The sequence below is a fragment of the Collinsella sp. AM41-2BH genome (assembly GCF_003468085.1).
GTDB lineage: Bacteria > Actinomycetota > Coriobacteriia > Coriobacteriales > Coriobacteriaceae > Collinsella.
Genome location: NZ_QSGH01000003.1, coordinates 42646 through 60649 on the forward strand (window position 1 = coordinate 42646; position 18004 = coordinate 60649).

An 18004-nucleotide genomic window follows, 5' to 3' on the forward strand; every position below is an offset into this window, starting at 1 on the left:
GGCTACTGCATGGTTTCGGGGGCTACGAGGTCGAGCATTTCGTGCAGTTTGTCGCGCGTGACGCCCAGGGTTTCGGCTTGGCTCGCCGCTTTCGCAAGCAGCTCTTCGATATGGCAGAGCTGGTTTTCGCGCAAGAGCTTCTGGTTGCCCTCGGCGACAAAGCAGCCCTTGCCCTGCACGGTGCAGATAAACCCGAGTTGCTCCATGTCGGCGTAGGCGCGCTTGGTGGTGATGACGCTCACACCCAGGTCGCTCGCGAGTGCACGGATGCTGGGGAGTTTGGCTCCCGCAGCGAGTGTGCCCGAAAGGATCTGAGCTTTGACCTGCGAGGATATCTGCTCGTAGATGGGCTTGTCGCTCGAATTGGATAGGATAATGTCCACAGCGGCTCCTTAGCTGTTGGGCTACACGTGTATATAACCGGTAAGCACAGTATATATACACTATGCACAGTTATGCAAGAGCTAAATGTGGAATAGTCCGCCAGTGCCGCGCTTGCTCCAAAACAATCTCAATCTGTAACACCTGGGTCCGTTTTGGGTCGCCTGATGTTACAGATCGAGATCTTATTTGCCCGCCTGCCTATTTGTCTCAATCTGTAACAGTAAGAGTCGATTTGCGCGGCTAGATGTTACAGATTGAGACATTGGCTCCCTGCCTTCCTGTTTATCTCGATTTGTAACAGTTAGACCTGATTTGGGCGGCTAGATGTTACAGATTGAGATTGTGCCGGCGGGCCTGCCAGTTTGTCTCGATCTGTAACAGGTAGGGGCTCAAAACCCGTCTTTCTGTTACAGATCGAGACAGTCCTTGAGGCGGCTGCCTGCTACACAGCGAGCTTGGCTGATGAATTTGTCCTGATAGGTGCCCTATGGCGGGATTTCGCGGCTACAATAGTGCGGTTACAACGACGTAATGCACTCAATGCAAGAAAGGATCCGCATGGCAAGCCTGTCGGATGAAATCTCGTCGCGCCGCACATTCGCGATCATCAGCCACCCGGACGCCGGTAAGACCACGCTTACCGAGAAGCTGCTGCTCTATACCGGCAGCATCCAGACCGCCGGTTCGGTCAAGGGCAAGAGCTCGGCCAAGCATGCCGTCTCGGACTGGATGGACATCGAGAAGGAGCGCGGTATTTCCGTTACCTCCTCGGTGCTGCAGTTCACCTACAACGGCGCTTGCGTCAACATCCTCGATACCCCCGGCCACCAGGACTTCTCGGAGGATACCTACCGTACCCTTATGGCCGCCGACGCCGCAGTCATGGTCATCGACGGCGCTAAGGGCGTCGAGGCCCAGACCAAAAAGCTCTTTAAGGTCTGTACGCTGCGCCATATTCCCATCTTTACCTTTGTGAACAAGCTCGACCACGAGGCTCGCGATCCGTTTGAGCTCATGGAAGAGATCGAGAACGTCCTGGGTATCAATACGTATCCCATGAACTGGCCGATCGGCAGCGGGCGCAACTTCCGCGGCGTGTTCGATCGTCAGACCCGTCGCGTCATTGCCTTTGAGGGCGACGGCCACGCCAACGCCACCAAGAAGGTCGCCGAGGTCGAGGCCGAGCTGGGCGATCCGGCCATGGACGAGCTTATTGGCGAGGAGAACCACAAGAACCTGATGGACGACATCGAGCTGCTCGATGGCGCCGGTGACGAGCTCGACCTGGATGCCGTGGCCTGCGGCAAGCTGAGCCCGGCGTTCTTTGGCTCGGCACTCACCAACTTTGGTGTGGAGCCCTTCCTTAAAGAGTTCCTGCGTCTGGCCCCGACGCCGCGCGCCTATACCGATACACTCACCAGCGAGCCGGTCGCGCCCGCCGAGAACGACTTTAGCGGCTTCGTGTTTAAGATCCAGGCCAATATGGACAAGAACCACCGCGACCGCATCGCCTTTGTGCGCATTTGCTCGGGCAAGTTCGAGCGTGGCATGGACGCCTTCCACGTGCAGGGCAACCGCAAGCTCAAGCTTGCCACGGGCACGTCGATGATGGCCGATGACCGCGCCATCGTGGACGAGGCGTACGCGGGCGATATCGTGGGCCTGTTCGACCCGGGTATCTTTAGCATCGGCGACACCGTGTGCTCCGGCAAGCGCCACGTGCAGTATCCGCAGATCCCGACGTTTGCCCCCGAGATGTTCGCTCGCATTACGCAGGTCGACACGCTCAAGCGCAAGCAGTTCGTCAAGGGTATGGAGGAGCTTGCCCAGGAGGGTGCCATCCAGATCTTCCGCGAGCTGGGTGCCGGCATGGAGAGCGTTATCGTGGGCGTGGTCGGTGTGCTGCAGTTTGAGGTACTCGAGCGCCGCCTCAAGGCCGAGTATCGTGTTGAGGTCCGTCGCCAGCCGCTGCCCTATACGGACATCCGCTGGATTCAGAACGACCCCGATACCATTGATATCCCGGGCCTTTCGCTCACGCGTGACACGCTGCGCGTCGAGGACATGCGCGGCGGTAAGCTGCTGCTGTTCACGAGCCCGTGGAACGTGGATTGGGCAACCGATCACAACCCCGATCTTATCCTGTCGGAGTTTGGCAACGTAGCCTTTTAATGCATCGGCGCGGTGGCCCTGTGGGGCTGCCGCGCCGTTTGCTTGCCTGATGCCGTGTGAGCGGCTATTATACCCATCGTCGTCTCAAGACCGTGACGTCCGAGCAGTTCGGGTCCGATATCCTGCTCGTTAAACCTAAAACCAAAGGAGTACATAATGATCAAGAAGGTCATGGAGGACTACAAGGTCCTGTTGCGGAGCATTCCCGCGGCAACGGTTTCGCTGTTTTTCGTGAGTGTCATCATGATGAACCTGCTGGCCAACAAAGAGCTTATCAGCCTGCCGTATCTGGCACTCGATTGCGGCTTTGTGGTGAGCTGGGTTTCGTTTTTGTGCCAGGACATGATCTGCAAGCGCTTTGGCGCCAAGGCATCCATCAAAATCTCTATCCTCGCGCTGCTGGTCAATCTGGCCGTGAGTCTGTGCTTTTGGGCATGCTCGCTCACGCCCGGCATGTGGGGCGCCTACTACGACACGGGTATGATCGAGGTCAACACCGCCCTTAACGCCACCATCGGCGGCACCTGGTACGTGGTGCTGGGCTCTTCGCTGGCAATGCTCGTTTCTGCCGTGGTTAACTCCACGCTCAACCAGTCGCTCGGCCGTATGCTCAAAAAGAATAACTTTGCGAGCTTTGCCTTCCGCTCCTATGTGTCCACGGGCGTTGGCCAGTTTATCGACAACCTGGTCTTTGCCATTGTGGTGAGCCACACGTTCTTTGGTTGGACCTGGGTGCAGGTCCTCATGTGCTCGCTGACCGGCGCCGTTGCCGAGCTGCTGTGCGAGGTTTTCCTGAGCCCCGTGGGCTACAAGGTCGTGCGCGGCTGGGAGCGCGAGAATGTGGGCTCCGAGTACCTCGAGCGCCACGCGACCGCCTAAGGAGCAAGTATGCGGGTTTTGATCACGGGTGCCTCGGGCGGTATCGGAGCCGCGTGCGTGCAGCGCTTTTTGGACGAGGGCTACGAGGTCGTGGGCTTTGATCTGCTGCCGGCGGCGGTCGAGCACGAGCGCTATCGCCATCTGATCGTCGATGTCCGTGAGCCGGACTCGTTTCCAGACGATCTTGAACCCCAGGTAATCGTGAACGTTGCCGGCACGCAGGACTCGGCGGACGACATTGCTGCCAACCTGTGCGGCACCATCAACGTGACCGAGTACTATGCCTTTGTGGGGGAGGGGCTTGCTGCCAAGCCGGCGCCCGCTATCAAATCCGTGGTCAATGTGGGGTCGGCGAGCGGGCATACGGGATCGGAGTTTCCCGCCTATGCCGCCAGCAAGGGCGGCGTTATCGCCTACACCAAGAACCTTGCAAACCGCTTGGCACCGCAAGCCATCGCCAACAGTGTGGACCCGGGAGGCGTTATAACGCCGCTCAACCGTTGCGTGATGGAAGACGAGCGCCTGTGGAACCAGATTATGGAGCTCACGCCGCTTAAGCGCTGGGCCACCGCCCAAGAGATCGCCGAGTGGATCTACTTTGTGGGCGTGACCAACCGGTTTATGACCGGGCAGAGCCTGCTGATCGATGGCGGCGAGGCCGGCCGCACACAATTTATTTGGCCCGAATAGGAAACGCGCCCGATGGAAAGCTGTCGGGCGCGTTTTTGATGTATCGATTTTTAGCCGAGGCAAGTCCAGTTGACGGGGGTCGAGCCGTGCTGTTCGAGTAGCCGATTGGCTGCCGAGAAGGGACGCGACCCCATAAAAGCGGGGAGTTCTGCCGTGGCACGGTTTGCCGAAAGCGGCGAGGGGTGTGTGGAGGCCAGGCAGAACTTACCGGCTGCCTTGCCTGCGCCGGTCGCGGCGAGCTTGCCTTCGACCATCTGCTGGGCAAAGCGACCCCATGCCAAAAAGACTACCGGCTGGGGCAGCTGACAGCAGCGTTCGATAACGTAGTCGGTGAGCGTGCTCCAGCCCAGTTTGGCGTGTGAGTTCGCGGCATGCTCGCGCACGGTGAGCGTGGTGTTAAGGAGCAGGACGCCCCGTTGTGCCCATGGCGTCAGATCTCCCGTGGCGGGAATGGGGCAGCCCAGATCGGCTTTGAGCTCCTTGTAGATGTTGCGCAGGCTCGGCGGCAACTTGGTTTGCGTCGCGGGAACCGAGAACGATAACCCCATGGCCTGGTTGGGTCCGTGATAGGGATCTTGACCCAAAATGACAACTTTGACATGGTCGGCCGGCGTATAGGCGAGGGCATTGAGGATGTCGTCTTGTGCCGGGTAAATGGTTTGCTCGGCACGTAAAAGGGCGATGCGCTCGAGCAGCTGGTCCGTCGTGTCACGTACCGGCTGCGGCGCATCGCCCAACCAAGTTGCTATGTTGCGGTCGCGAGTTGCGGTGTCCATGGGGCTCCTTTATGGCAGATGCTCTGTTGGCATCTATTGTAAAGGCGTCCGGAGACCTTTATGTCGGGGCTACAAAAGGTGAGGCGCTTACGAGGCTTGCTCGGGCGCTCCTGCCATGCGAGCCTGTCCATGTGCGCGAAGGCGCGGAAGCTCGATGGTTGCCACCATGACGCCGGTGAGGATGAGGGCGGCGCCAAAGAAGGCGATGGGGCTCAGCACTTCGCCGACCAAGAAGAACGAGAAGACGGCAGAGCAGACCGGCTCGAGCGAGAAGGCAAAGCCGGTGGTCTCGGCGGGTACGTGAGGCTGCACGAGCGTCTGGGTGATAAAGCCGTAGGCAGAGCAGATGAGTGCGAGCGCAACGACCACGACGATTTCGTTCGGCGTGCTGGGAAGCGTAAAGCCGCCCAAGGTGCATGCGGCGATGCCCGAGAACAAGCCACCGAAGCCCAGCTGCCAAACGCCCAGAGCCAGCGGATCGACTTCTTCGACAAAGCGCTTGGCGATGATAATGTGGCCGGCATAGATAAAGGCCGAGAGCAGCATGATGATTGCGCCGGGATTGAGGCTGGTAAAGTCGGCGCCCGAGAGCAGCAGCATGCCGCAAGTGACGATGGCGGTGCCGATGAGCACCTTGCGCTCGGGGGCGCGACGCAGCAGGGCCGCATTGGCAAACGGTACGATCACGACCGTCAGGCTCTGCAAAAAGCCGGCGGTGGAGGCAGAGGTAAGGCTGGAGCCCAGGCACATGCAGGTGAGCTCGGTCGCCATGATGGCGCCGATGATAGCGGAACGAATCATCACGTCGCGGTTGACGCGCAGCGCGTGCTTGTGGAAGAGCAGCAGACAAGCTGCAAAAGCGATGCTGCAGCGTAGCGCAACGATGCTCATGGCGTTCATGCTGTCCATGCCGATCTTCATGAGGGGGTACGAAAAGCCCCATGCGACGGGAACGGAAAATGAGAGCGCGATTGCTTTTTTGCGATCCATGGGACTCCTTTTGTTACAGAACGGTTTCGCAAAAAGGATTCTGCTCCCAGAGATGGATGTAGTAAAGCGAATGTATCTTCAGTATGATTAAGAAATACTAATGTTGGAAGAAAAGGTCCTGGCAAAACGTTTTACGGCTACATCGATGTGGAGGCACGATGGCATCGCGGTATCAGATTGTATGTATGGTGGTCGATTGCGGCAGCCTGAAACGTGCGGCCGACGAGCTGGGCTATACGCAAAGTGCGGTGAGCCAGGCTGTCAAGGCGCTCGAGCGCGAGTTGGGCACCACGATTATCGAGCGCGGCAAGCAGGGCGTGTCGCTTACGCGCGACGGCAAACAGTACCTGCCGTATCTGCGCCAAATCGTAACTGCCGAGGCCGAGCTTGAGGGCAAGCGCCAGGAGTTGCTGGGGCTTTCGTCGACCGACATTCGCATTGCGACGTTTACCAACGTGAGTCGTACTGTGTTGCCGCGTGTGATCCGCGACTTTGGGGCCCTGCATCCGGGCGTGCGCTTTACCCTCAAGCAGGGCGATTACACGCGCAATGCCCAGTGGGTGCACGATGGCGTGGTCGACTTTTGCTTTACAGCGCGTGGATTTACCGAGGGGCTCGAGAAACGCGTGGTCTATCACGACGAGCTGATGGCGCTGTTGCCGGCGACACATCCGCTAGCGGCAAAGGAAAAGGTGACGCTCGCCGACTTGGCGTCCGAGCCGTTTGTACTGCTGGATGAGGGCGAACAGAGTCTGGTGCTCGATGCATTCGCAACGCACGGGCTGTCGCCGCACGTGACGAGTGAGGTCACCGACGACTACACCATTATGGCGATGGTGGAGGAGGGGTTAGGCGTGAGCATGCTCTACCGTCGTACCGTTGAGGGCATGCAGGCCGATATTCGCGTGCGTCCCATCGTGCACGCCCCCTCGCGCGACGTGGTGGCAGCCTGGCGCAGCTGGGACACCATGCCTATCGCCACGAGGCGCTTTATCGACTATATGAGCTCGCATATTGTCAATTAATGACTGACGTGACGTTGGGCGCGGTGTTTAGCGGGCTGTTGCTTTGACTTGGGCGGCGCGATAGGTGCGTGCCGGGTGGCAGAGTAGTACCGCCACGACCATAAAGAACGCCGTGGTGCCCAGGCTGATGGGGTAGACCATCATGATGTTCGCAAAGGTGCGGAAGTGCGGGAACACGCAGAATACCCAATAGAAGCGAATGCCGCAGACGCAGATCATGGTGATGAGGGCGGGCATAAGCGAGATGCCAAAGCCGCGTAGGTAACCGGACATGTTTTCGTAGAACATGCTAAAGGCGTATGCCGGGAAGATCGAGCACACGCGGATATAGCCGATCGAGACGATGTTGGGATCGCTGTTAAAGAGCGCCAGGATCTCGCGCCCCAGACCGACGATGATGACGATGGTGGTGAGCGCGACGATGCCGCCTTCGACCAGGCAGACCTTGAGCGTCTTGGTGCAGCGGTCGATCTGGCGAGCGCCGTGGTTTTGTCCCACAAAGGTGGTGCAGGCCTGGCTAAAGCTGTTGAGCAGGTTGTAGCACACATACTCCAGGCTCATGGCGGCGCTCGATGCCGCCATGACCTCGGTGCCCAGACTGTTGATGGCGGACTGGATGATGATGTTGGCGACGGCAAAGACGGCACTTTGGATGCCGGCGGGCAGGCCGATCTTGACGATGCGCTTGAGGGCGACGGGGTCGATGGCTAGGTCGCGTAGGGTGACGCGGATGACGGAGTCGGTCTTGAGCAGGCGGATAAAGAGCGTGGCGGCGCTGACGGTGTAGGCGATGGCGGTGGCGATGGCGACGCCCGCGACGCCCCAGTGGAGTACGGGGACAAAGATGAGGTCCAGGCCAATGTTGAGGACGGTGGACACGGCAAGTGCCTGCAGCGGCATGCGGGTGATGCCGACGGAGCGGAAGATCGCGGCCTCAAAGTTGTAGAGCAAGATCGAGGGCATGCTGAGCAAAAAGACGCGCAGGTAGAGCGAAGCGAGCGGCATGGTCTCGGCAGGCACGTTGAGCGCAGCGAGCATGGGCTCGGCAAAGATGTCGCCCAGTGCGATGACGACAAAGCCCACGAGCGCCATTAAAATCGAGGTATGGACGGCGCGTTTGACCATGTTCTGATCGTTGCGGCCGATAGCGTTGGCGATGACCACGTTGGAGCCAAGCGACATGCCAATAAAAAGGTTGAGCATAAGACTGGTAAGCGGAACATTGGAGCCGACCGCCGCCATGGCGAGGGTTCCCTGGTCGCCCGAGAAGTTACCGATGATGACCGTGGCGATGAGGTTCGACAGCTGCTCCAAGATGCTCGTGGCGGCCACGGGGAAGGCGAACAGGGGAATATTGCGCCATAGCGAGCCGGTGGTCATGTCAATGTGCTTAGATGCGGTGTCTGCCATACGCTCTCAATCTCTAATATGCTCTTTCGTGCTTATTTGCGCAGACGATGATACTCCTAATGCAGCCAGCCGGCACTTAGGGACGTTCCTTTTCCGCCGGCAGCTGGGGACACTCCTTCAGACTAGTCATTGGGGACGTTCTTAAATGACTAGTCGAACAAGAACGTCCCCAATGACTAGGTGGGGGAGGCGTGCGACAATGGTGGGCGTTGTGTTGTCCGCGCTAAGGAGTTGCCATGTTGTTGTGTCCCGTTTGCCATGAGCCGTTGGTGGACGACGAGCGCGGTGCTGCATGCGCGGGCGGACATCGGTTTGACCGTGCGCGCGAGGGCTATCTGTATCTGCTGCGCTCGTCCAAGAGTGGCGACTCCATGGGCGATCCCAAGTCGCAGGCGCGCAGCCGTCGTGACTTTCTGAACCGCGGTTACTATGCGCCGTTGCGCGATGCGATGGTCGAGCTGGTGCGCGCGCGGGCGGCAGAGCACGGGGTGTCTACGGACAAGCAGCTGACCTTGCTCGATATTTGCTGTGGCGAGGGCTATTACACCAGCGCTATGGGCGCGGTGCCGGGTGCGGATGTTTACGGGTTCGATTTGGGCAAAGAGATGGTGCGCCTGGCTGCCAAGCGCGGCGATGCGACCTACTTCGTGGCCAACATGAAGGACATCCCCGTGGCTGATGGCGCTTTCGATATGGTGACCGAGCTTTTTGCCCCCTTTAACGAGCGCGAGTTTGCCCGCGTGCTGGCACCCGAGGGCTCGCTCTACACCGTGGTGCCGGGTGCGCGGCATCTGTTTGGGCTCAAGGAGGTGCTCTACGACACGCCGTATCTCAACGACGAGAAGTTGCCGCAGACAACCGAGCTCGAGTTGGTTGGCACGAAACGGGTGTCTGCGAACATTACGCTTCAGACCCAGGCCGACATCGAAGCCGTATTTCAGATGACGCCCTACTACTACCGCACGCGCCCTGCCGACAAAGAGCGCCTGGCAAATTTGGATACCCTTCAAACCGATATCGACTTCATCATCGCCGAGTACCGCCACTAACCTACCAAAAAGGGACAGGTTTATTTTGGCAGGTTTTATCTGGGCAAATGCAAAGGGCCGACCGCGGAGATGTGCGATCGGCCCTTTTTAGTTGCTTGGCTGCAGAGGCTATGAGAAGCGAGCGCTTACAGGCGGTCCTTGTTCTCGGCCTTGACGGCGTGCGCCTGCTGAACAAAGAACAGGTCGTACACCACGATGACAAAGGCGCCAAAGTTGATGGCGTCGCCGCCAAACGCGGGAAGCGTGAGCACCGCCTGGGCAAGCGTGGCGACTGCAGCAACGATACCGAGCTTAAACGCGCCGTCAACCTGCGAAGGCTTGTTGGCACCCTTGATGCCCGCAACGCCCGCGGCAAGATCGATGAGGCCCTTGGCGATAATCACGGCCGCGGCGAGCATGGCGTTCGATTCGTAGGTGGACTCGAACTTGCCGGTCGCGATGCCGGCGATTCCCATGACGAGACTGGCGATGCCCAGAACAAAATAAATCAGGGCAAGGATTTTGAGTGTCTTGCGAGTGAAGCTCATGGCTGGTCCTTTCGATACGAGTACGCCAACCTGGCGCACCCTATGTGCTGCACATATGGTGAAGCACATTGTAGTTCAACGCGGCGATGCATGCGCCTGAAAGCGTCTCTTGCCTGCACGGTTCAACCTTTCAAAAAGGAAAGCTGGACGTAAGTCAAATCGATGGCAGCGCATGCGCGGCGCTGCGATGATGAGGCCATGGTAAGAGCTGGACCGAAGGAGGAGCCATGATGTACGGAGTCAAGCAAGTGGATGAGCCGCGGTCGCTGGGAAGGCGCATGAGTGATTCTGTGATCGCTGCCGTGTGCACGGTATTGATGGCTATGCTTTGCATTGGGATGCTGTGGACCATGTCGCATGTGGGACAATAACGGACGGTTGGGTGCCGACATGAATGGCGCCCATGTATTAGTTTTGTTTGCTAAGGAGTGTCCATGGGCGTCGTCGATCCCTTTTCTGTTGCTCGGGCTGCTGGGCTCGAGCTCGTGCGGACGTCCGAGGGCCTTACGCTCACCGACGGCACGATGGAGTTGCGTGCCGATTTTGGCCGCATGCTTCCACGGCTCAAGCAGGGTCGTCTGCAGCAAGAGCTGTTGGTAAAGGCTGCGCGCACAAAAGGCATCGAACAACCATGGGCGATTGATGCCACAGCAGGCTTTGGCGAGGACTCGCTGCTGCTGGCGGCCGCGGGCTTTACCGTCGATCTGTATGAACAGGATTGCGTGATCGCGGCGCTTCTCAAGGATGCCTTGGATCGCGCGACAGATGATCCGGCGCTTGCGACAGCCGTGGCACGAATGCGCTTGCATGCGGGCGAGGACAGCATCGCCGGCCTTCGCCATGTAGCTGAGCTGATCGGGCAGGGCGAGCTCACCGCTCCTGACGTGGTATATCTGGACCCCATGTTTCCCGGGCGCACCAAGAGCGCGGCGGTGAAAAAGAAGTTCCAACTCTTGCATCATCTGGAACAGCCGTGTGCCGATGAGGAGACGCTGGTCGAAGCCGCGCTTGCGGTGCACCCGCGTAAGGTCGTTATCAAGCGGCCGGTGAAGGGGCCGCTGCTTGCCGGCGTTAAGCCGAGCTATCAGCTTGCGGGCAAGGCCGTTCGCTACGATGTTTTGGTGCCGCCGCGCCCGTAGCTTGCGTGCGATGGCCGGCGCTTCGCCAGCGCCGTGCCGATGCGGGGTCTATTTCCAGGGGTGCGACGTCAGATGCCATCCGCCGCAGTATTCGCATTTGTAGCAGGCAAGGCCGCGCCGCCCGCGGTTTTCGCAGTCGGCCATAACTGCCTCGGCCTCGGCGCGCGTGTCGTAACGGTTTTTGCGTTCGCACGACTTGTAGCGCCAGGCTTCATCGCGCTCGGCGTCTAGTGCGTCGCGGCGCTCGTCTTCGCGCGCAAACAGATCGCTCATATCGCCGCCGGTGGCAGCGCCCAAAAACTCGCTCTTTGCCTTTGACCAGGCGGCTCGCTTTTTGCTCCCCATCTGCTTCGCGCCCCTCTTCAAACGCTGGTATCATTGCTCAATCAAAGTGATACCAATAAACGTGAGGTCGCCGCGTGATGATCAGAAAAACCCTCGATACCGACATTCCCGCCGTCATGGCTATCTATGACGCGGCCCGCGCCTTTATGCGCGCGCATGGCAACGCCACGCAGTGGCCCGAGGGCACGCCTTCGGCCGAGCAGCTGACTGCCGATATCGCCGCTGGTGGCAGCTATGTGTGCGAAGTTGACGGTCACGTGGTAGCGACGTTTGCCTTTTTACCGGGTCCGGACGAGTGCTATGACGTAATTGAGGACGGTCGGTGGCGCAGCGACACTCCGTACGCCGTGCTGCACCGTGTGGCATCCGACGGCACCGTGCACGGTATCGCGGCTGCGATGTTCGCCTTTGCCAAGGAATGCGCCGACCATCTGCGTATTGACACGCACGAGGACAACTTGCCCATGCAGGGCGCCATCGCCAAGGCGGGGTTCGAGCGTGTCGGTATCGTCTATGTGTCCGACGGCACGGCGCGTGTCGCGTTTGATTGGCTGCGTGAGGCGTAGGAGCCAAGGCACGTATCATCACCCAGCTCAAATAAAAAATGGCCCCGAGTGGGGCCATTTTTGGTAAAACGCGTCGTTGTGGGACTCGCATTGTTACCGCCCCAGATGAACCCGGGCAGACAAAAAGGGGAGGTGCCGGCTTTCGCAAGGCGCGAACCTACGAAAATCGCCGCGCGGCAACGCGGGGCGATGAGCTCGGTCGGGGGATAGGGCCCGCTTCGCCCACCGGCCCGTAAATTGTATCATCCAGTGCGGAGCGTGAACGCCCGTTGCCGCGTGCGATGGGCTTGCAATAAGAGGAGAGCCATGTCGAAGCAAGCGGTCGTTGGAATCTTGGCGCATGTCGATGCCGGCAAGACCACGTTGGCCGAGGCCATGCTGTTCAACGCGGGCCGCATTCGCAAGCGTGGCCGCGTGGACGATGGCGATTCGCATCTGGACACTAACACGATCGAGCGCGAGCGCGGCATCACGATTTTCTCGTCGCAGGCCGTGCTCGACCACGGCGATACCCACGTCATGCTCGTGGATGCTCCCGGCCATGTCGATTTTTCTGCCGAGGCGGAGCGCACACTGCGTGCCCTGGACTACGCGATTCTGGTGGTGGGCGCCAACGATGGCGTGCAGGGGCACACCGAAACCCTGTGGCGCCTGCTTGCACGCTATGACATCCCGACGTTCATCTTCATCAACAAGATCGATTTGGAGAATCCCGGCCGCGATGTTTTGCTGGCACAACTCGGGCAGCGTCTTTCCGAGGGCTGCCTGGATGCCAACGAGCTGCTGGCGGGCGGCGCCGTTCAGGAGGACGCTGCTGCGTTGGACGAAGCGGCGCTCGAGGAGTTTCTTGAAGCGGGTGAGCTTTCTGTCGCAACGCTGTCGCGCATGGTTGCCGAGCGCAAGCTCTTTCCCTGCTTTGCCGGCTCGGCGCTCAAGGACCAAGGCGTTGACGAGCTACTGGATGGTATATGCGCGCTGATGCGTGAGCAGGCGTGGCTCCCGGAGTTTGCCGCGCGCGTCTATCGTGTCAGCCGCGGGGATCGTGGCGAGCGCTTGGCTTGGGTTAAAGTGACCGGCGGCACGCTGCGCGCAAAACAGATGATCAGCGGGCATTCTAGTGCCGAGGCGTGGGAACAGAAGGTCGATCAGGTACGCATCTATAACGGCGAGAAGTATGAGCTTGCCCAAGAAGTTGCTGCTGGCGGTATTTGCGCCGTGACGGGTCTTGCGCACGTTCGCCCAGGGGACGCCCTGGGCGCGGAGTCCGCGGGCGATGCGCCCGTCATTGCGCCAGTCCTCACCTATACGGTGCTGCCGGGCGAACACGACGCCCATGCGGTGTTCAAAGCATTGACTGAGTTGGCGGACGAAGATCCCATGCTCGGCGTAAGCTGGAATACGCATCTTGAGCAGATTCACCTGCAGTTGATGGGCGCCGTGCAGCTCGAGGTCGTGCAGCGCGTGCTGGCCGATCGTTTTGGCCTTGCGGTCGAGTTTGAGCCCGGCGGCATTCTCTATAAGGAGACGATCTCGCAGCCGGTCGAGGGTGTGGGCCACTTTGAGCCGCTGCGCCACTATGCCGAGGTGCATCTGCGCCTGGAGCCGTTGCCAGCAGGTTCGGGCGTGCAGTTTGGCACCGTGACCTCGACCGACGAGCTCGATCTTAACTGGCAGCGTCTGGCACTCACCAACGCCATGGAGCGCGACCACCTGGGCGTGCTGACCGGCTCGCCCATCACCGATGTGCGCATTACGCTTACGGGCGGCCGCGCGCATGCCAAACACACCGAGGGCGGCGATTTTCGCCAGGCCACGTACCGCGCGATTCGCCAGGGTTTGATGCGGGCGCGCGAGTCCGGCGCAGACGTGTTGCTGGAGCCGTGGTACCACTTTGAGCTCGAGGTACCGGGGGAGTGCGTGGGCCGGGCGCTCTCGGATGCCACGCGCATGGGTGCCGAGTACGAGCCGCCGGCAATGGCGGGCGAGAGGGCGAAGCTTGTGGGTCGCGTGCCGGCATCCGAGGTGCAGGATTATGCGCTGGAGGTAGCTGCCTACACGAGCGGTCGCGGACATCTGTACCTGGAGTTCGCCGGTTATGCGGCTTGCCATGATGCCGAGCGCGTCATCGAGGCGGCCGCCTATGAGCCCGAGGCCGATCTGCCCAACACGCCCGACTCGGTCTTTTGCGCCCACGGCGCCGGCTACACGGTCAAATGGTACGACGTGCCCGCCGCGGAGCACGTAAAGGTCGATCCCGCCACCTTCCGCCCCTGGCGAGCAGCCGACGCCGAGTTTTTCGGCCACATGTGACAAAGGGGCAGCCCCTTTGTCACATGCTATTGGTATAACTCGGTACAAGTTGGTATAACTATTACCAGGGTTTGCCAATCCGAGGAGGCCGACATGAATCCAAATCCCTTTAAGCCAACGGCAGGCAAGCGGCCTCCGATGCTCATCGGTCGCGAGTCGGTCGTCGAAGATTTCGAGGAAGGACTCGACAACGGCGCCGGAGCGCCGGGCAGGCTCATGCTCATTACGGGAAACCGCGGCTGCGGCAAGACGGTTCTCCTGCGGGAGCTGCAACGTCTAGCCAATGAGCGCGGATGGGCGGTTGTCTCCGATTCCGCTTCGCTTGGCTTATGCGATCGCCTGGCCGACGCGCTTCGCTCGAATAAACCCGTTGTGACGTCAATGGAGTTTGGGCCGTCGTTTGGTCGGATGTCGGTCGAGGCGGCTCGGGCAAAGGGCCAGACGCTACGGGGGCTGGTCAACGAGCGCCTCAAGAAGCTCGGTCCAGGCAAGGGCATCCTGTTTGCGATTGACGAGGCACAATCTGCGTCTATCGAGGAACTGGCGGCTCTTGCCGTTCTCTATCAGCAGGTGCTCGGAGATCAGGATGCCACGGGCTTGTCCGATAGCGACCAGCGCGGTCTTGCGCTGGTGTTCGCCGGCTTACCCAGTATGGTAGACGATTTGCTCGAAGAGCCGAGCGTGACGTTTTTGCGGCGTGCCCAGCAGCGTACGCTGGGGGCGATATCTTTGCCCAAGGTGCGCGATTCATATATCCAGACGGTTAAAGACGCTGGCCTTTGCGTTGACGCGGAGACGGCGGACCTTGCGGCACACAAGAGCATGGGGCATCCCTATATGGTTCAGCTGGTGGGATATTACATGTGGCGCTCTGCTGTCCGGCGCAACTCGCGAGTCATTGAAAGACGCGATGTCGAGGATGGCCATGCGGATGCCGTCTCCGAGTTCTACGAAGCGGTCGATGCGCCCCTGTATTACGGGCTGCGCAGTCCACAGCGCCTTTTTATCGAGGCCATGGCTACTGACGAGGGTAAGCCGACGCGCATGGCGGATATCATTGAGCGCTGCGATCGCACTCAGAGCTGGGCGAGTAAATATCGCGCAAGCCTGATTCGCGAGCGCGTCATCGAGGCCGCCGGATACGGCCTTGTGCGGTTTACCGTGCCCATGCTGGGCGAGTATATCCGCGACCGCGTTTTATGGCATGAGTAGGGTGATAAAGGTGACGGAACAGAAGATGAGCCCGCAGGCTATCGAGGTGCGCGGTGCGCGCGTCCATAACCTTAAGGACATCGATATCGATATTCCGCTGGGAAGGCTCGTGGGTATTGCTGGCGTGTCGGGGTCGGGCAAGAGCTCGCTGGCGCTGGGAGTTCTTTATGCCGAGGGCTCGCGCCGTTACCTGGAGGCGCTCAGCACCTATACTCGACGTCGCCTGACGCAGGCCGAGCACGCCCAGGTGGACGAGGTATTGCACGTACCGGCGGCACTCGCGTTGCATCAGCGTCCTAGTGTGCCAGGCGTGCGCTCGACCTTTGGTACCATGACCGAGCTCAACAATAGCCTGCGTCTGCTCTTTAGCCGTTGCGCCCATCACGTGTGCCCACATTGCGGTGCGCGCGTGGAGCCGAGCCTCAACGTGGCCGCAGGCCTGTCGCTCACGTGCCCCGCATGCAGCCGCGAGTTCTACGCGCCGAGTGCCGAGGATTTGGCTTTCAATAGCGGCGGTGCATGCCCCACCTGTGGCGGTACCGGTGTCATGCGCGAGGTGGACGAAGCGAGTCTGGTGCCCGACGAGTCCAAGACCATCAACGAAGGCGCGGTGTTTCCCTGGGGCACGCTCATGTGGGACTTGATGAAGCAGGTGGCAGGTGAGATGGGCGTACGTACCGACGTGCCGTTTAACCAGCTCACGCCTCAAGAGCGCGACATCGTGTTCCATGGTCCGGCGGTTAAGAAGCACATTCTTTACGTTCCCAAAAACGGCGAGGGCGCCACGCCGCTCGACTTTACCTATTACAACGCCGTCTATACCGTTGAGAATGCGCTCGCCAAGGTTAAGGACGACAAGGGCCTCAAACGCGTTGCACGCTTTTTGCGCGAGGGGCCATGCCGTGGCTGCGGCGGCACGCGTCTTTCCGAGGCTGCGCGTCAGCCCCAGGTGCGCGGTATCAATCTAGCGCAGGCGGCTGCCATGACGCTGGGCGAGGCGATTGAGTGGGTGCGCGGCGTGCCCGCATCCTTGCCGACCGAGATGCGGCCCATGGCGACGGATATCTGCGATTCGTTTTTGGGCGCGGCCCGTCGCCTGGTTGACCTGGGTCTCGATTACCTCTCGCTCGACCGCGCCGGTGCCACGCTCTCCACGGGTGAGCGCCAGCGCGTGCAGCTTGCCCGCGTGGTACGCAACCGCTCGACGGGCGTGCTCTATGTGCTCGATGAGCCTTCGATCGGCCTGCATCCTGCTAACGTTGACGGCCTGGTAGGCGTGATGCGCGATCTGGTGGATGACGGCAACACCGTGGTTGTCGTCGATCACGACACGCGCGTGCTGGCGGAAGCCGACTATCTGGTCGAGATGGGCCCCGTTGCCGGAGCGGGCGGCGGTAATGTGATCGCTGCTGGCACGGTGGGCGAGGTCGAACAATCGCAGGGCAGCCGCATCGCGCCGTTTTTGCGCTCGGACCCCGGGCGCTTGCGCCCGCAGGTGGTTGACGACGAAATGTTCGACCAGGGTCATATCCGCATGGCGACCGATGCCATCCATACCGTCAAGCCGCTCGAAGCCGATATCCCGCGCGGTCGCCTTGTTGCGGTGACGGGCGTCTCGGGTTCGGGCAAGACGACGCTGGTGCTCGAGACGCTCATTCCGGCACTCAAGGCGCAGGCGGCCGGCGAGCGCCTGCCAAGGCACGTGCGCTGGGTTGATGCCGAGGGCATCGCGCGCGCCAACCTGATTGACGCTACGCCCATCGGCGCCAACGTGCGCTCGACGGTGGCGACTTATGCCGACATCCATGACGAGCTGCGTCGCGCCTTCGCCCGCACGCCCGAGGCCAAGGCAGCCGGCTACAAGGCGGGCGCATTTAGCTACAACACTGGCGCCTTGCGCTGCCCTACGTGCGATGGCACGGGTTCGATATCGCTCGACGTGCAGTTTTTGCCCGATGTCGAGATCGTCTGCCCGTCATGTCGCGGCTCACGTTATGCAGACGCGGCTTCGCATATCCATCGCGAGGGCAAGGACGGGAGCTTACTGACGTTGCCGCAGCTCATGGACATGAGTGTGGACGAGGCCCTCGACGCCACGCTGGGACTCAAAAAGGTACAGGCGCGCTTGCAGACCTTGCACGACCTGGGATTGGGTTATCTCACGCTCGGTGAGCCGACGCCGGCGCTTTCGGGCGGCGAGGCGCAGCGTCTTAAGCTTGCGAGCGAGATGGGCCGCGTGCAGGACGATGCCGTATTCGTATTTGACGAGCCCACGATCGGCCTGCATCCGCTCGATGTTCAGGTGTTGCTGAGTGTGTTTGACGGCCTCGTCGCCAAGGGCGCCACAGTTGTCGTGATCGAACACGACCTCGACCTTATCCGCAACGCCGACTATGTGATCGACATGGGCCCGGGCGGCGGTGACGCGGGCGGGCAAATCGTCTGCGCCGGCACGCCGGGCGACATCGTGGCCTGCCCCGCAAGCATCACCGGCCGCTACCTATAACCGAATGTGACAAAGGGACAGTTC

Annotated in this window: 16 protein-coding genes; 10 read left to right on the forward strand and 6 right to left on the reverse strand. The window is 60.6% G+C overall.

Annotation, left to right across the window (positions count from 1 at the left end; translation table 11 throughout):
• Window positions 1-2: 2 nt before the first annotated feature.
• On the reverse strand, window positions 3-383 hold the full coding sequence (locus DW899_RS02415) for a GntR family transcriptional regulator (protein ID WP_117766851.1): 381 nt from the start codon (window positions 381-383) through the stop codon (window positions 3-5).
• A gap of 559 nt (window positions 384-942) precedes the next feature.
• Here DW899_RS02415 and DW899_RS02420 point away from each other — a divergent pair.
• The 3 genes from DW899_RS02420 (at window position 943) to DW899_RS02430 (ending at window position 4125) form a co-directional block, all read left to right on the forward strand.
• Window positions 943-2556, forward strand: coding sequence for a peptide chain release factor 3 (locus tag DW899_RS02420; protein ID WP_117736492.1), 1614 nt, complete (start codon window positions 943-945; stop codon window positions 2554-2556).
• Window positions 2557-2712: 156 nt separating this feature from the next.
• On the forward strand, window positions 2713-3435 hold the full coding sequence (locus DW899_RS02425; RefSeq protein ID WP_022093974.1) for a VUT family protein: 723 nt from the start codon (window positions 2713-2715) through the stop codon (window positions 3433-3435).
• Window positions 3436-3444: 9 nt separating this feature from the next.
• Window positions 3445-4125, forward strand: a complete 681-nt coding sequence (locus DW899_RS02430; protein WP_117799887.1) for an SDR family NAD(P)-dependent oxidoreductase — start codon at window positions 3445-3447, stop codon at window positions 4123-4125.
• Between the two features lie 50 nt (window positions 4126-4175).
• On the opposite strand, the gene DW899_RS02435 is transcribed toward DW899_RS02430, so the two are convergent.
• Both DW899_RS02435 and DW899_RS02440 read right to left on the reverse strand, forming a co-directional pair.
• Complete coding sequence (locus tag DW899_RS02435; protein ID WP_117799888.1) at window positions 4176-4901, reverse strand: uracil-DNA glycosylase; 726 nt, start codon at window positions 4899-4901, stop codon at window positions 4176-4178.
• Between the two features lie 87 nt (window positions 4902-4988).
• Window positions 4989-5891: a DMT family transporter gene (locus tag DW899_RS02440; RefSeq protein ID WP_117799889.1), complete on the reverse strand. Its 903-nt coding sequence runs from the start codon at window positions 5889-5891 to the stop codon at window positions 4989-4991.
• A gap of 158 nt (window positions 5892-6049) precedes the next feature.
• Between DW899_RS02440 and DW899_RS02445 the strand changes: the two genes are divergently transcribed.
• Window positions 6050-6916: a LysR family transcriptional regulator gene (locus DW899_RS02445; RefSeq protein ID WP_117799890.1), complete on the forward strand. Its 867-nt coding sequence runs from the start codon at window positions 6050-6052 to the stop codon at window positions 6914-6916.
• A 27-nt stretch (window positions 6917-6943) separates the two neighbouring features.
• On the opposite strand, the gene DW899_RS02450 is transcribed toward DW899_RS02445, so the two are convergent.
• On the reverse strand, window positions 6944-8326 hold the full coding sequence (locus DW899_RS02450; protein WP_117799891.1) for an MATE family efflux transporter: 1383 nt from the start codon (window positions 8324-8326) through the stop codon (window positions 6944-6946).
• Window positions 8327-8562: 236 nt separating this feature from the next.
• On the opposite strand from DW899_RS02450, the gene DW899_RS02455 reads away from it, so the two are divergent.
• Window positions 8563-9375, forward strand: coding sequence for a putative RNA methyltransferase (locus DW899_RS02455; RefSeq protein WP_117635537.1), 813 nt, complete (start codon window positions 8563-8565; stop codon window positions 9373-9375).
• A 125-nt stretch (window positions 9376-9500) separates the two neighbouring features.
• On the opposite strand, the gene DW899_RS02460 is transcribed toward DW899_RS02455, so the two are convergent.
• Window positions 9501-9902: a hypothetical protein gene (locus DW899_RS02460; protein ID WP_117799892.1), complete on the reverse strand. Its 402-nt coding sequence runs from the start codon at window positions 9900-9902 to the stop codon at window positions 9501-9503.
• A gap of 434 nt (window positions 9903-10336) precedes the next feature.
• On the opposite strand from DW899_RS02460, the gene DW899_RS02465 reads away from it, so the two are divergent.
• On the forward strand, window positions 10337-11041 hold the full coding sequence (locus DW899_RS02465) for a class I SAM-dependent methyltransferase (protein ID WP_117778940.1): 705 nt from the start codon (window positions 10337-10339) through the stop codon (window positions 11039-11041).
• A 48-nt stretch (window positions 11042-11089) separates the two neighbouring features.
• On the opposite strand, the gene DW899_RS02470 is transcribed toward DW899_RS02465, so the two are convergent.
• Window positions 11090-11386, reverse strand: coding sequence for a hypothetical protein (locus DW899_RS02470; protein WP_055310006.1), 297 nt, complete (start codon window positions 11384-11386; stop codon window positions 11090-11092).
• A gap of 77 nt (window positions 11387-11463) precedes the next feature.
• Between DW899_RS02470 and DW899_RS02475 the strand changes: the two genes are divergently transcribed.
• From DW899_RS02475 to DW899_RS02490, 4 genes are all read left to right on the forward strand, one after another.
• The gene (locus DW899_RS02475; RefSeq protein WP_117799893.1) at window positions 11464-11952 is read left to right on the forward strand and encodes a GNAT family N-acetyltransferase; all 489 of its coding nucleotides are present in this window, start codon (window positions 11464-11466) and stop codon (window positions 11950-11952) included.
• 306 nt (window positions 11953-12258) lie between these two features.
• Entirely contained in the window at window positions 12259-14262 is a 2004-nt protein-coding gene (locus DW899_RS02480; RefSeq protein ID WP_117799894.1) for a translation factor GTPase family protein, read from the forward strand.
• A gap of 93 nt (window positions 14263-14355) precedes the next feature.
• Window positions 14356-15474, forward strand: a complete 1119-nt coding sequence (locus DW899_RS02485; protein WP_117799895.1) for an AAA family ATPase — start codon at window positions 14356-14358, stop codon at window positions 15472-15474.
• The gene (locus tag DW899_RS02490; RefSeq protein ID WP_199570246.1) at window positions 15467-17980 is read left to right on the forward strand and encodes an excinuclease ABC subunit UvrA; all 2514 of its coding nucleotides are present in this window, start codon (window positions 15467-15469) and stop codon (window positions 17978-17980) included. Before DW899_RS02485 ends, DW899_RS02490 begins: the two co-directional genes overlap by 8 nt.
• The last annotated feature ends 24 nt before the right edge of the window (window positions 17981-18004 follow it).